12 protein-coding genes are annotated in these 12,930 nt (G+C 63.9%); 8 read left to right on the plus strand and 4 right to left on the minus strand.

Features of this window, described 5'->3' with window-relative positions; all coding sequences use genetic code 11:
* The first annotated feature begins 683 nt into the window (after nt 1-683).
* Both D0T11_RS08075 and D0T11_RS08080 read left to right on the plus strand, forming a co-directional pair.
* Entirely contained in the window at nt 684-1,442 is a 759-nt protein-coding gene (locus tag D0T11_RS08075; RefSeq protein WP_245990678.1) for an OmpA/MotB family protein, read from the plus strand.
* 383 nt (nt 1,443-1,825) lie between these two features.
* Nucleotides 1,826-2,059 (plus strand): hypothetical protein, encoded by a 234-nt coding sequence (locus D0T11_RS08080; protein ID WP_119655276.1) that lies wholly within the window; start codon nt 1,826-1,828, stop codon nt 2,057-2,059.
* A 466-nt stretch (nt 2,060-2,525) separates the two neighbouring features.
* Here D0T11_RS08080 and D0T11_RS08085 read toward each other — a convergent pair whose 3' ends face one another.
* The 3 genes from D0T11_RS08085 to D0T11_RS08095 all read right to left on the minus strand — a co-directional run bounded on the left by D0T11_RS08085 (nt 2,526) and on the right by D0T11_RS08095 (nt 5,681).
* On the minus strand, nt 2,526-3,917 hold the full coding sequence (locus tag D0T11_RS08085; protein WP_119655277.1) for a M28 family peptidase: 1,392 nt from the start codon (nt 3,915-3,917) through the stop codon (nt 2,526-2,528).
* A 112-nt stretch (nt 3,918-4,029) separates the two neighbouring features.
* Nucleotides 4,030-4,596, minus strand: coding sequence for a histidine phosphatase family protein (locus D0T11_RS08090; protein WP_119655278.1), 567 nt, complete (start codon nt 4,594-4,596; stop codon nt 4,030-4,032).
* An 89-nt stretch (nt 4,597-4,685) separates the two neighbouring features.
* The gene (locus tag D0T11_RS08095; protein WP_119655279.1) at nt 4,686-5,681 is read right to left on the minus strand and encodes a DUF1028 domain-containing protein; all 996 of its coding nucleotides are present in this window, start codon (nt 5,679-5,681) and stop codon (nt 4,686-4,688) included.
* Nucleotides 5,682-5,817: 136 nt separating this feature from the next.
* Between D0T11_RS08095 and D0T11_RS08100 the strand changes: the two genes are divergently transcribed.
* The 5 genes from D0T11_RS08100 to D0T11_RS22490 all read left to right on the plus strand — a co-directional run bounded on the left by D0T11_RS08100 (nt 5,818) and on the right by D0T11_RS22490 (nt 10,926).
* The gene (locus D0T11_RS08100; RefSeq protein WP_119655280.1) at nt 5,818-6,852 is read left to right on the plus strand and encodes an ABC transporter ATP-binding protein; all 1,035 of its coding nucleotides are present in this window, start codon (nt 5,818-5,820) and stop codon (nt 6,850-6,852) included.
* On the plus strand, nt 6,849-8,414 hold the full coding sequence (locus D0T11_RS08105; RefSeq protein ID WP_119655281.1) for an ABC transporter permease/substrate-binding protein: 1,566 nt from the start codon (nt 6,849-6,851) through the stop codon (nt 8,412-8,414). The genes D0T11_RS08100 and D0T11_RS08105 overlap by 4 nt, the downstream gene beginning before the upstream one ends.
* A 126-nt stretch (nt 8,415-8,540) precedes the next feature.
* Nucleotides 8,541-9,227 carry a response regulator transcription factor gene (locus tag D0T11_RS08110; RefSeq protein WP_119655282.1) on the plus strand — a complete coding sequence of 229 codons (687 nt, stop codon included), beginning with the start codon at nt 8,541-8,543 and terminating at the stop codon, nt 9,225-9,227.
* Nucleotides 9,228-9,338: 111 nt separating this feature from the next.
* Nucleotides 9,339-10,670 (plus strand): sensor histidine kinase, encoded by a 1,332-nt coding sequence (locus tag D0T11_RS08115; protein WP_182888310.1) that lies wholly within the window; start codon nt 9,339-9,341, stop codon nt 10,668-10,670.
* 85 nt (nt 10,671-10,755) lie between these two features.
* The gene (locus D0T11_RS22490; RefSeq protein ID WP_182888311.1) at nt 10,756-10,926 is read left to right on the plus strand and encodes a hypothetical protein; all 171 of its coding nucleotides are present in this window, start codon (nt 10,756-10,758) and stop codon (nt 10,924-10,926) included.
* Nucleotides 10,927-11,019: 93 nt separating this feature from the next.
* On the opposite strand, the gene surE is transcribed toward D0T11_RS22490, so the two are convergent.
* Nucleotides 11,020-11,901 (minus strand): 5'/3'-nucleotidase SurE, encoded by an 882-nt coding sequence (surE, locus tag D0T11_RS08120; RefSeq protein WP_119655284.1) that lies wholly within the window; start codon nt 11,899-11,901, stop codon nt 11,020-11,022.
* Between the two features lie 465 nt (nt 11,902-12,366).
* Between surE and D0T11_RS08125 the strand changes: the two genes are divergently transcribed.
* On the plus strand, nt 12,367-12,801 hold the full coding sequence (locus tag D0T11_RS08125; RefSeq protein WP_119655285.1) for a DoxX family protein: 435 nt from the start codon (nt 12,367-12,369) through the stop codon (nt 12,799-12,801).
* Nucleotides 12,802-12,930: the final 129 nt, after the last annotated feature.

The raw sequence follows: 12,930 nt of genomic DNA on the forward strand, positions 1-12,930 counted from the left end.
CTCACCGCCCACGTCGCCGCTTGCGTGGCCGAACGCAATGCGGCCCGGGCCACGGTCAAATGGCAATTCACGCTGGAAAAAGCCCGTGTCAAACTCGACCGCCACTACCAGAAAATTAGGGTAACTAACTTGCCTGACTAAGCACTAGTTGCGTCCCGGGGTTGACCGACACAGTTGACCGACACAGTTGACCGACACAGTTGACCGACGGCGCGAAAGACGAGCCGCAACCAGGCGGCTCAACAACCAGGCATCCCGTATGGGGGATATTTCAGAAAAGGTAGGTTATTTCTTTAGCGTAGAAAAATAACCTACCTTTTCTGAAGGGCAAACGCATCAGCAAACAGCCGAATGCTTTTACCGCGTCTGAGGACACTTTGATGAGTGTGCAGCTTCGGAAACGCTCCCCACTACGGTAGCCTTAGATGCTACAAATGATGGAACCTACCGTACATGCGTTTGTGCTGCCCATCCGGTTGCAGTAACAACGGCGTGGAGAACGAGACGCAAATATGCGTCTCTGCAACCGGGGGCACCGTTCACAAAACTGCTACATTCGTTTTTCGGACGTTAAATTAGCGTTCATTCATTCTGTTCGTTTTTACTACATGAAATATTTCCCCTCCGCTTCCGTCTTATCCATCTTCTGCGGCGCAGGCTTACTGCTAGGTTCGACCAGTTGCGTGTCGCAGAAAAAATACACCGACCTGCAAAACCAGTACGCTTCCGCCACGCAGTCGCGCGACCAGTTAGAAGTGGAAAAAAATGCGCTGCAAGATGCGAAAGCGCGCAACGAGGAAACGCTGCGCACCAGCTTACTCACTAAAAATCAGCAGGTCAATCAACTCAACGAAAGTCTGAGCGGCGCGCAGGAACAAAATACGCAGCTCTCGGCCGATCTGCGCGGTAAAGAGCAGCGCATTGCCGAAATGCAGCGCATCCTCGACCAGAAAGACGCGGCTGTGAAAGCGTTACGCCAAAAAGTGGGTGATGCCCTGCTGGGATTTAATTCGCAGGATTTGCAGGTGAACGTAAAGAACGGCAAGGTGTACGTTTCGCTGTCGGAACAATTACTGTTTAAATCAGGCTCCACCAAAGTTGATCCGAAGGGCCAGGAAGCGCTAAGCAAACTGGCCGCCGCCCTCAAGGGCAACCAAGAAGTAAATGTACTGGTGGAAGGCCACACCGATGACGTACCGCTGCGCGGCGTGGTGAGCGGGGCCAAAGACAACTGGGACCTGAGCGTGCTGCGGGCCACCGAAATCACGCGTATCCTGACCCAGGGGGGGGTACCCGCCGGCCAGGTAACGCCTTCCGGCCGGGCGCAGTACGTGCCCGTTGCCCAGAACGACAGCCCGGCCAACAAGGCCCTCAACCGCCGCACCGAAATTATTCTGACGCCTAAACTCGACGAGTTATTCCAGATTCTGGAGCAGAATTAATCGGCCCGTCGCACCTTTCGCCAAAACGGCTTTCTGTTTCGTTCGGAAAACCGTTTTGCTGTTTTCCAGGCCCGGCAAGTGTCTGCAAACAGGTAGCGTTACCGGCGTCAGACCTTTGCTTCGGCTGCGGGCGAGCATGCGCCGGAACACGTAGCGGATTAATTTTCTTTTTATAAAACCCAGGAAGAAGCGCCTCGTATTATCTGGCAATAAGAAGCAGGTGACGCTTTCCGTCAGGCAACGCGGCGGTTTTAAGTCTTTATAGGTTTTTTCATAGCATTTAAGGTTGAAAATAATTTCTTATGCGCTTATTTATTTGCCATAACGAGAAAAAAACTCAACTTTGTTCTTTACTTTCCTCTTTCAAATAAACCCTTTGCACAATGGCAACCGCTGACCTAAACAAGCTGCAACAGATTCTGGCTAACGCCGAAGACAATGACGCAGTATTGAACCAGATTCGTAAGCAAGTATCCAAAATCACGACCCTGATGGAAGATCTGAACGCGATGCTGGAGCCCGATTATAAAATTGAGAAAAAAGAGCGCAAGCCCCGCGCTGCCAACGCTTCCGGCAAGCGTCCCGGTCGGCCGAAGAAAGTAGTAAGCGCGGAGTAATTTTACCTGCTATGACTACAAGAAGAAAGCGCCCAACTGCCAATTGGCAGTTGGGCGCTTTCTTCTTGTAGTCATAGCTCTTGTAGTCATAGCAGGTTCGTGAATTGCGGATACCCGGTGTAACGACGCATCTTTTCGTTCGCGCCGTTGGCCCGTCACCGTTCCGCAGGCAGACGCGAACAGGCGCCTATCCGGCCGGCTGGATGCACGGCTTGCGGAACGGTGACGGGCCATTACTGCGCGTCCGTATATCAGGAGAGTTTCGCGGGCAGCGGCCCCCGCAGCAGCGAAGCACCTGCGCGCGTGGTTGTCGGCCGTAACCGGGGCAGCGTACCCTGGGCTTCCATCCAGGAGGGCACGCCGTTGGCCCCGGACTGCTACGGCCGGCCATTGTGTCGTGGTAGCTGCTGGTGCGCACCTTGGCTCGGGCACGAATTACGCCTCGCCCCGGGCGGGCAAGGGCTTGCTACAGGCCGTATTTGCTGATCAGGTAGATGAGGGCGGCCATGCTGGCTCCACCCAGTTCCAGCTCGCGGCGGTTCACTTTGTCGAAAGTATCGGCGGCGGTGTGGTGAATGTCGAAGTAGCGCTGGGAGTCGCAGTCGAAGCCGATAAGGGCCTTTACCTGGCCTTTGAGCGGCTCCACGTCGGTGCCGGCGTGGCCCACGGCGAATTCGGTGCTGTTGTAGGGCACGAACAGGGGCTGCCAGCCCTGGATTTTGCGCACCGTGGCGGGCTCGGCCTCAATGTTGAAGCCCCGGGGCGTGAAGCCGCCCCCATCCGATTCCATGGCGGCCAGGTGTTTTTCGTTGGCCGCCTTTGCTAAGGCCGCGTACTGGTTGCCGCCGCGCACGCCGTTTTCCTCGTTCATAAACAGCACGGCGCGCACCGTGCGCTCGGGGCGCAGACCGGTGGCCTTGAGCAGGCGCAGTACCTCCATGCTCTGGGTGCAGCCGGTACCGTCGTCGTGGGCGCCCTGACCCAGGTCCCAGGAGTCGAGGTGGCCGCCTACAGTAATGATTTCCTCGGGGTACTTGGAGCCCCGGATTTCGCCCACTACGTTGTAGCTTTTGACGTCGGGCAGGGTCTGGCAGCTCATTTCCAGCTCCACGGTCAGGCCCGGATCGGCCTTGAGCAGCTGGCTGAGCTTGTCGGCCCCGTTGGTGCTCAGGGCGGCGGCGGGCACCTGGGGTACACCGTCTTCGTAGCGCATGGCGCCCGTGTGGGGGAAATCGTCGTGGGCCAGCGTGAGGCTGCGCACCAGCGCGCCCACGGCCCCGCGCCGGGCGGCGGCGGCGGCCCCACTGCGGCGCTGGTCGCCGGCCTCGCCGTAGGCCTGGCCGGTTTCAATGTAGAGCGGGTTCATGGGCCGGTTGAAGAACACGAACCGGCCCTTCACCTTGTCGGCGGGCAGGGCGGCCAGCTCGGCCAGACTCTGCACCTCAATCACGCGGGCCTGGAGCTTGCCGCTGGTGCCCACCGAGCCACCCAGGGCGCATACGCTCAGGGCGAGGCCCTTGCCCTTATCTCCTTTGATCTGGGCCTTTTCGCGGGTTCCGCGCACCCAGTGGGGCACCATCACCTCCTGCAAATACACCCGGTCGAGGCCAATTTTCTCCATCGTGGTCTGGCCCCACTGCACCGCCTGCCCGGCCTGGGCCGAACCGCTGAGGCGCGCCCCGATCTGGCCGGTGAGGTAGCGCAGGTTCTCGTAACTCTCGCCGTGGGCCAGGGCCTCATCGTAAATCCGGCGAATAGCCACGGAATCGGCCTTGGTTTGGGCCTGAACGGCCAGCGGAGCGGTAGACAGCAGGATGGCCGCCAGCCCGAGGGCGCGGCGGAAAGAGGCAATTCGCATGAGTAAAGTCGGAAAGAACGGAAAAGGAATCAGCGTGCAAGTGGTCAATAGAAGCAGAATGCCCGCCCGGGTTGCAGGAGCCGGCGCCAACCCGCGCCGGCGGCCCCGGCGGCTACCGGTGCACGGCTCCGTAGTGGCCCGCCGTGGCGGTAGCAGCCCGCGTGGAATCCTGCGGAATGCGCACTTCCAGCAGGTAATCGTAGGCCTCATCGGCCACGGTGGGCACCGGCCGGGCCGCCCCAAGGGCTTCCACCGTTTCGAGGATGGTGTTGGAATGGCCCACTACCAGAACGGTCTGGCCCCGGTACTCGCGGCGCAGGCGCGCAGCCAGGGCGGGCAGCTGGCGGGCATCGTAGAGGTGCACGGGCAGCTGGCGGGCCTCGGCCAGGGGCTGGGCGGTGGCGCGGGTGCGGGCCGTGTTGGTACTAAAAGCGGCCTGCACACCGCCGCGCTTCGTGAGCCTGACCTGGAGGGCTTGGGCCCGCTGCCGGCCCGCTACCGTCAGGGCCGGGTCGGGCAGGCCGGGCGTGAGGTCCTTTTCGGCGTGGCGCACCACGTACACGACGGTATCGGGGGCGGCGGCCGCAGCGGCGGGGCCAGCCGAGCGGCAGGAGCCCGCCAGCAGCCACAGGCTGCCCCAAAGAACCGGCAACAGGCGCGAAAAGAACAGGTGTTTCATGGGGGGAAGGGTTGAGGGCGGGCAGTAGGGTATCTAACGTTTTGGCAGCGGAGTCATTTCATCCGCTGCCATTTTCAACTTCTGCGCCCCTACTTCAGCGTCAAGATCTGGTGCAATGCTGCTTCACTAACCGTGAGCAGACCTACTTTGGGCAACCGGCCGGTGAGGGTACGCCAGTTGGGCTCCTGCCGGAAGATGGGTTTGAGCAGTTTCAGGGCTTCGGGCAGGCGTTGCTTGTTGGCCAGGCTGATGGCGTGCCAGTACTGCATTTCCAGGTTCTGGGGGAAGAGCTTCTCGGCCGCCTCGTACTCGCGGATGGCTCCGGGCACGTCGTTTTTCTCCACGGCCAGGTCGCCGGCGTTCATGTGCTCGTAGGCCCGGTACAGGCGCAGCAGGCGGTCCAGCTCCCGCAGGGGCTCGGCGTGGTCGTCCACCCGCAGGTCAACCAGGCGGTCAGTCCAGGGTTCGGCCGTGGCCTTGCCGCGCACCATCAGCAGGGCCGCTGACTGCCGCCCCCGGATGTCGCCGCCCACGGCCTGGGCCGCGTCGAGCGCCCTGAGCAGGCGTTCGGGCAGGGGTAGGCGGGCGTTGTTGTCGAAGGCCTGGGCCATGGCGTCGGGCACCTTCTCGGTGAGCATCATATTGGCCTGCACCGAAAACTGGTTGCCCTGGCGGTGGCCCGCAAAATCGATACACTTGGCCCCCGTGTGGGTGGCCACGCGGCCCTGGTTGTCCACGATGGCCACCTGGCGCACGTCGCGGCCCTCGTCGGTGCGCAGCAGCTCGTCCAGAGCCTCACGGGCCGATTTGCCGCCGCGCAACAGGGCCAGCCCCCGGGGGCCGAAGGATTTGTTGGTGAACGACTGGGTGGCAATGGCCCCTACGCCGGCCTCGGCCCAGCTCACGCTGGTACCTACTGAAAACCAATGGCTCTGCACCGCCACGGCCAGGTCGCCGGTGAGTGGGTCGCGGGCCACGATGCTGTAGGTGTGGGCCAGCGGATCGGTGGCGCGGTATATCTGGGCGGCGGCCGGGCGCGCCAGGGTTAGGGCAAGGAGCAGGAAGAGCAGGAGCAGTCGGTTCATCGACTAAAGCTAAAGAAGAAACCGGATGCATGGCCTTCCGCGCTGACTCCCCTTGGCCGGGGCCGGGGACAACCGGTTGATGCTGACAGCGAACCGGAGAGGCCTTTTATGCGCTTTGCCCCTATCTTGCCCCTATATGCCTACGCCCGCCCCGCCCGCCATCGAAGTCTGCAACCTGACCAAGCACTACGGCTCCCACGCGGTGGTGCAGGACGTGTCGTTTGCCCTGGCCCCCGGCGAAACCCTGGTCCTGCTCGGCCCCAGCGGCTGCGGCAAAACCACCCTGCTGCGCATGCTCAACCGCCTGGTGGAGCCCGACGCGGGCAGCGTTAGCGTGAACGGGGCCGACGTGCGCCAGCAGCGGCCCGAGGAATTGCGCCGGGGCATGGGCTACGTTATTCAGCAGGTGGGCCTGCTGCCCCACTACACCGTGGCCGAAAACGTGGCCGTAGTGCCCCGCCTGCTCGGCCACGCCCCCGACCGGATAGCAGCCCGCACCGGGGAGCTGCTCCGCCGCCTGCACCTGCCCCCGGAGCAGTTTGCGGGCCAGTACCCGCGCCAGCTTTCGGGCGGGCAGCAGCAGCGGGTGGGCCTGGCCCGGGCACTGGCCGCCGACCCACCCATCGTGCTGCTCGATGAGCCCTTCGGAGCCCTCGACCCATTGACGAGGGCCAGCATCCGGCGCGAGTTCCGGGAGTTGCCCGAGCTGCGTCGCAAAACGCTGGTGCTGGTGACCCACGACGTGACGGAGGCCTTCGAGCTGGCCGACCGGATTCTGCTGCTTGAGGCCGGCCGGGTTCAGCAGCTGGGCACGCCCCGGCAGTTGCTGCTGCATCCGGCCAACAGCTTCGTGCGGCGCTTCTTCGCCGCCGAGCAGCTAGGCCTTCAGCTGCGCACCCTGCGCCTGACCGACATGCTGGCAGAGCTACCGCCCGCAGCCGAAATACCCGATGCAACTACTTTTAAATCAGAAGACAACACCGTTGCACTTACTGCAACTGTTCAGGAGGTGTTAGAGCAGCTCAGCCGCCTAACCGCCGCCGGTCCGGCGGCGGCCGGAGACGCTACCGTGTGGCTGGAAGCTACCCCGCCCGCCGCCCGGGAGCCCCTGACCTATGCTTCGCTGATGGCCGCTTTCGGACGGGCCATCCAACGACTTTCGGCCCCATGAATACGCTTACTGAACTCCTCTCCTTCTGGCAGGCCCAGGCCGGGAAGCTGGGCCAGCAGACGCTGCAACACATCGGCCTGACGGCGGCGGCGCTGGTACTGGGCGTGGCCGTGGGCGTGCCGCTGGGCCTGCTGCTCACGCGGCGGCCCCGGCTCGCGCCCTGGGTGCTGGGCGGGGCCGGCATCCTGCAAACCATTCCCAGCATTGCCCTGCTCGGGTTCCTGATTCCGGCCCTGGGCATCGGGCCGGGGCCGGCCATTCTGGCTTTGTTCCTGTACTCGCTGCTGCCCATCGTGCGCAACACGCTGGCGGGCGTGCAGAGCGTGGATGCGGCCGTAGTGGACGCCGCCCGGGGCCTGGGCCTGACGGACGGGCAGGTGCTGCGCCGGGTAGAGCTGCCGCTGGCCTTGCCGGTGCTGCTGGCGGGCATCCGTACGGCGGCCGTCATCAATGTGGGCGTGGCTACGCTGGCGGCCTACATTGCGGCGGGCGGCCTGGGCGAGTTCATTTTTGGAGGCATTGCCCTGAACAACCCCGCCATGATTCTGGCCGGAGCTATTCCGGCGGCCGTGCTGGCCCTGGTGTTTGATGGGCTGCTGGCCGGGCTGCAACGGCTGAGCGGACAACAGCGGGGCCACGCCGGGCGGGCGCTGCTGCTGGCCCTGCCCCTGCTGGCGGGCCTCTACCTGCTGCCCCGGGCCACCAGCAAGCTGCTGGCCGGGTTCAGTCCCGAGTTCGTGGGCCGCTCCGACGGGCTGCCGGGCCTGCGCCAGCGCTACGGCCTGGACCCCGCCTCGGTGGTGCTGGCCCCGGCCCTGGTGTACGAGGCGGCCCGCGCCGGCGACGTGGACCTGATCGACGGCTACTCCACCGATGGCCGCATCCGGGCCTACGACCTGCGAGTGCTCCGCGACGACCGCCACGCCTTTCCGCCCTACCAGGCGGTGCCCGTGGTGCGCCGCCAGACGCTGGCGGCGCACCCGGAGCTGGGGCCGGCGCTGGCCCACCTCGCCGGCCAGCTCTCCGATTCGGTGATGACGGAGCTGAACTACCGGGTGGATTACCGCCACGAAACGCCCCGGGCCGTGGCCCGCAGCTTTCTGCGCCGCCGCCGCCTGTGGTGCGCCCCGCAGGCCGTTACCGGCGCAACTATCCGGCTGGGCTCCAAGATTTTTGGGGAGCAGTATATCCTGGCCGAGCTGTACGCGGCCCTGATCCGGGGCTACACCCACCTGGGCGTGGAAACCAAAACCGGCCTGGGTGGCACCACCATCTGCGCCGAGGCCCTGCGCACCGGGGCCATCGACCTCTACCCCGAATACACCGGCACCGGCCTGCTGGTGGTGCTTCAGCCCCCCGCCGCCACCCTCGACTCGCTCGGTCCCGACCCGGCCGCCGTGCTGGGCTACGTACGCCGCGAGTACCGCCGCCGCTACCAGCTGGAGTGGCTGGCCCCGCTGGGTTTCAACAACACCTATGCCCTGCTTATGCGCCGCCGCCACGCCCAGCGCCTGGGTATTGGCACGGTGTCGGAGCTGAGCGCGTATCTGGCGGGAGAATAAGCCCCGGGGGAAGCATCCCCGGCGAAGCCGGCGGCCCGCAGTTGCCCTGCCCCGGGCCGGCCGTTCATGCTTCCTTCATGGCTTTGCTGCGTATGTTGCGGTTTCATTTAGCCCCGCCCGCCGCCCATGCACGTTTTGCTTGTTGAAGACGAAAAAAGCCTGCACCAGGAAGTGCAGCAGTTCCTGGTCCAGTCGCAGTACCTCGTCGACTCGGCTTATACCTATGCGGAGGCCTCCGAGAAAATCTTTGTCAACAGCTACGACTTCGTGCTGCTCGACCTGGGCCTGCCCGGCGGCGACGGCCTGGATTTGCTGCGCGAAGCCCGCCAGAATGACCGCCAGGAGGCCTCGTTCATCATTCTCACGGCCCGTGGGGCCATTGATGACCGGGTGAAAGGACTTGACCTGGGGGCCGATGACTACCTGCCCAAGCCGTTTTCGCTGCTCGAACTTCAGAGCCGGATGCAGGCCATCACCCGCCGCAAGTTCGGCCTCAAGCGCCAGGAACTCGCCTTCGGCCAGGGCTTCGAGCTGGAAGCCACCGGCCGCACCCTGCGCTACCAGGGGCAGGACGTGGCCCTCACCAAGAAGGAATTCGACCTGCTGCACTACCTGCTGCTGCACAAAAACCGCGTGCTCACCCGCCTCCAACTCGGGGAGCACCTCTGGGGCAACGTACTCGAAGACGATTCCGACTCGAATTACATCGACGTGCACATCAAGAACCTGCGCAAAAAGCTCAGCCAGTTCGCCCCCGCCGACTTCCTGGAAACCGTCCGCGGCATCGGGTACCGGGTGGCAAGCAATGAGTAGATATTAGAGCTTAGAGCTTAGAGCTTAGAGCTTAGGAAGAACGTCATTCCGAGCGTAGCGCCCGGAATGACGTTCCTTTTTAATGTTGAACTCTTACTTTTTAACTGGAAAATGCGCCTCGAAGCCAAGCTGGCCCTGTTCAACGCCTTGTCGAAGCTGCTGCTGGTGCTGCTGGGGGCGGTGGTGATTCCGCCCATCGTGGGGCGGGTGGCCGTGGCCCACACCGACGAGCGGTTGCAGGAAAAGCGCGAGGAAGTGCTTCAGCTCATCCGGCGCGACGGGATTTCGACCTTCGTGCAGGGCGAGGAATATGCCGATTACAACATTCTCAAGCAGGAATACATTACCCTCACGGCGCTGCCGCCCACGCCCTCAGGCCGCCMCGCCCCCCMCCCACCCCGCATTTTCGACGAGCCCCGGCAGGTGGACAACCAGGTGGAGGACTTCCGGATTCTGAGCCAGCAGTTCGTCACCAACGGCCGCAACTACCGCCTCGAAATCGGCAGCTCCCTGGCCACGGTGGAGCTGCTCACCGATACGCTGCGGCGCATGGCCCTGTGGGTGCTCGTGATTGGGGCCCTGCTCACTATTTTCACCGACGCGGCCTTTGCCCACTACCTGCTGCGGCCTTTGCACCGGCTCATTGCCCGCAAGCTGGAGGGCGTGCACCATCCTTCGGCTTTCTCCTACGAGCCCCTGCCCACGACGACCTCTGACTTTCGCCGCCTGGATGACAGCCTCAACCAGATGATGCGCCTGATTCAGTCGGCCTTCGAGAAGGAGCGCGAGTTTATGAGCAACGTGTCGCACGAGTTGCTTACGCCGGTGAGCATTCTGCAATCCCGGTTCGAGAACATGCTCCAGGATCCGGAGCTGGGCCACGCGCACTCGCTCAAGCTCGTGGATTCGCAGAAGACGCTCTACCGCCTGCGCAACACCGTGAAAACGCTGCTGCTCATCGCCAACATCGAAAACGAGCAGTATTTGCGCGAAGACACCGTATCGGTGGCGGCGGTGCTGGCGGAGGTGACCAACGAGCTGGAGGACCGGCTGGCCCAGCGCGAAATCCGGCTGCTGGCGGAGCTGCGCCCCGATTACGTACTGCCCCGGGCCAACCGCACGCTGCTGTTCACGCTGCTGTTCAACCTGATCAGCAACGCCATCAAGTACAACCGCTTTGGGGGCAGCATTACGGTGCGGGGCCATGCCGGGGCCAGGGGCGGCTACGAGCTGGGCGTCACCGATACCGGCCCCGGCATCGCGCCCCAGCACCTGCCCCATCTGTTCGACCGGTTCCGGCGGTTTCAGGCCGGGGCTTCGGCTCCCGAGGGTTACGGCCTGGGGCTGCCCATCGCCCAAACCATTGCCGAATTTCACAAGGCCCGGCTAACCGTGGAATCCGTTGAGGGCAAGGGCACTACGTTTTCCCTGCTCTTTCCATAGGGCACGCTTAGTGAACCGCAGGCGGTTCACTAAGCCTTCATGCGGGGCGGATACTTTTGGCTAAGCGCTATTCCCCTCCTACCCCATGAAAAAGCTGCTCCTCCTGAGCGCGTTGCTGCTGGGCCTGCTCTGGCTGGTGTGCACGCGGCTCCCGCCCGCCCTGCCCGCCCCGCGCCACCTGGCCATCGTGCCCGTGGTGCGCAAGCCCAACCCGGTTTCCCCCGCCCCTCACAAGCACGTGTCGTTGCCGGAGTGAACCGATAAATGGGTGTATAGGTAAAAAAGAACGGTCATCCTGAGCACGTCGCGCATGTTCAGGATGACCGTTCTTTTTTACCCGTTCTCCTGTTTACCCCAATCCTTCCGCCGACTGGCCGGGGGCGGGGGTGGCGCTGCCGGGGGCGGCCACGGGCAGGGGGCGGCCGGCCGGGGCCGGCATCGGGCTCAGGTCCCAGGTGTCGTTCATCTGGAGCAGGCCCTTGCGGGAGGTCATATCGAACTGGCAGGGCACGATGGAGACGAAGTTGTTGGCCAGCGCGTACTCGTCGGTTTCCTGGCCCTGGTCTTCGTTCACGAACGAGCCGATGAGCCAGTAGTAGGGCCGGTTGTGGGGGTCGTGGCGCAGGTCGAATTCCTCCTGCCACTTGGCCCGGGCCTGGCGGCAGAGGCGGGCCCCGGTAATGGGCTGGTCGGATTTCTTGGGAATGTTCACGTTCAGGGCCGTGCCGGCGGGTACGCCGTGGGCCAGAGCCTGGCGGGCAATGAGCTCCACCCACTCCTCGGTGTGCGAAAAATCGGCATCGTGGCTGTAGTCGCAGAGCGAAAACCCGATGGCGGGCAGCCCCTCAATGGCCGCCTCAATGGCCGCCGACATGGTGCCGGAGTACAGCACGTTCACGGCCGAGTTGGAGCCGTGGTTGATGCCCGACACCACCAGGTCGGCGCGGCGGTCCTTGAGCACGTGGTGCTTGGCCAGCTTCACGCAGTCGGCGGGCGTACCGCTGCATTCGTAGGCCTCAATGCCCTCAAAGATATGGCTGGCGTCGAGGCGCAGGGGATGGCCGATGGTAATGGCGTGGCCCATGCCCGACTGGGGCGAGTTGGGGGCCACTACCACGACTTCGCCCAGGCGGCGCATCACGCGCACCAGGGTGGCCATGCCGGGGGCCGTAATGCCATCGTCGTTGGAAATCAGGATCAGGGGCTTGCGGGCTTCAGCAGACACGGACAAGGGAACAAGTGGATGGGAAGGAAACGGCGGCCAGGGTTTGGGGCGGCGACAAGCGAACCGGAGCCCTGGCTGGCTTGGCTAACGCAAGCCGGAGGCCCGATGTTGTCAAACTTCCCCGTAACGGGCCTGAGTGCCTGCAACGACTCGTGCTGCGCCCGCGCGCCCGCTGATCCGGTTGCCCCCCCCCCTTCGTAGTTGCCAGTAGCGGCCGAACCGGGCGGGCGGCGAATGGCCTGGCGGCCGGCCCCGGCTGCCCTACCGGCCGCAGCTGCGGCGCAAGGCATCCGCTCGGCCGATATTCCGCCCGCGGCCCGGATCACCGGCGTTTTACTCGGGCAGCAGGGGGCGGGCACCCGTAAATTGCACTACGCTCCAAATAGTGTACTTTGGCAGACCGAATGCCGCCCGCGCAGCCGGTTTATTGAAGTTGAACCAACTGCCCCCGGCCCCGCTGGCCGCCCGCCCATGGCTCTGTTTGAAAACCGTTACCGCACCCACGATTTAGGCCTGCTCATTGTTCGCATTGGCATTGGCGTCCTGTTTACCATCCACGGCTACCCTAAGCTGACGGGTGGCCCGGCGGCCTGGGCTGAAATTGGGGGCGTGATGAAGCTGGTCGGGCTGAACTTCGCACCCGCCTTCTGGGGGTTTCTGGCGGCCGCCGCCGAAGCCGTGGGCGGCCAGCTGCTGGCCCTGGGCCTGTTTTTCCGCCTGGCCTGCGCGCTGCTGCTCGGCACCATGATCATGGCCACCATTATGCACCTGAATGCCGGCGACGGATTCAATGGCTACTCCCACGCCCTGGAATCGGCCTTTCTGTTCCTGGGTCTGGCCTTCACCGGTCCGGGCAAGCTCAGCATCGACCAACTCTTGTTCCCCGGCCCGCGCCGGCTGTATTAGGGAGTAGGGAGTAGGGAGTAGGGAGTAGGGAGTAGGGAGAGAATACGGCCGTGGGTGGTAAGGTAACGGTGGGGCTTTTCTGCGGGGCGTTCGGGTTTCCTTGCCGGTCAATCAATGGGTCGGCACGCA

Source organism: Hymenobacter rubripertinctus (assembly GCF_003583925.1).
Classification (GTDB): domain Bacteria; phylum Bacteroidota; class Bacteroidia; order Cytophagales; family Hymenobacteraceae; genus Hymenobacter; species Hymenobacter rubripertinctus.

Excerpts from the sequence above, each read along its gene's own strand:
- D0T11_RS08080 (WP_119655276.1), top strand. The coding sequence starts at position 1,826 with ATGGCAACCGCTGACCTAAACAAGCTGCAACAGATTCTGGCTAACGCC.
- D0T11_RS08085 (WP_119655277.1), bottom strand. The coding sequence starts at position 3,917 with ATGCGAATTGCCTCTTTCCGCCGCGCCCTCGGGCTGGCGGCCATCCTG.
- D0T11_RS08090 (WP_119655278.1), bottom strand. The coding sequence starts at position 4,596 with ATGAAACACCTGTTCTTTTCGCGCCTGTTGCCGGTTCTTTGGGGCAGC.
- D0T11_RS08095 (WP_119655279.1), bottom strand. The coding sequence starts at position 5,681 with ATGAACCGACTGCTCCTGCTCTTCCTGCTCCTTGCCCTAACCCTGGCG.
- D0T11_RS08100 (WP_119655280.1), top strand. The coding sequence starts at position 5,818 with ATGCCTACGCCCGCCCCGCCCGCCATCGAAGTCTGCAACCTGACCAAG.
- D0T11_RS08105 (WP_119655281.1), top strand. The coding sequence starts at position 6,849 with ATGAATACGCTTACTGAACTCCTCTCCTTCTGGCAGGCCCAGGCCGGG.
- D0T11_RS08110 (WP_119655282.1), top strand. The coding sequence starts at position 8,541 with ATGCACGTTTTGCTTGTTGAAGACGAAAAAAGCCTGCACCAGGAAGTG.
- D0T11_RS22490 (WP_182888311.1), top strand. The coding sequence starts at position 10,756 with ATGAAAAAGCTGCTCCTCCTGAGCGCGTTGCTGCTGGGCCTGCTCTGG.
- D0T11_RS08125 (WP_119655285.1), top strand. The coding sequence starts at position 12,367 with ATGGCTCTGTTTGAAAACCGTTACCGCACCCACGATTTAGGCCTGCTC.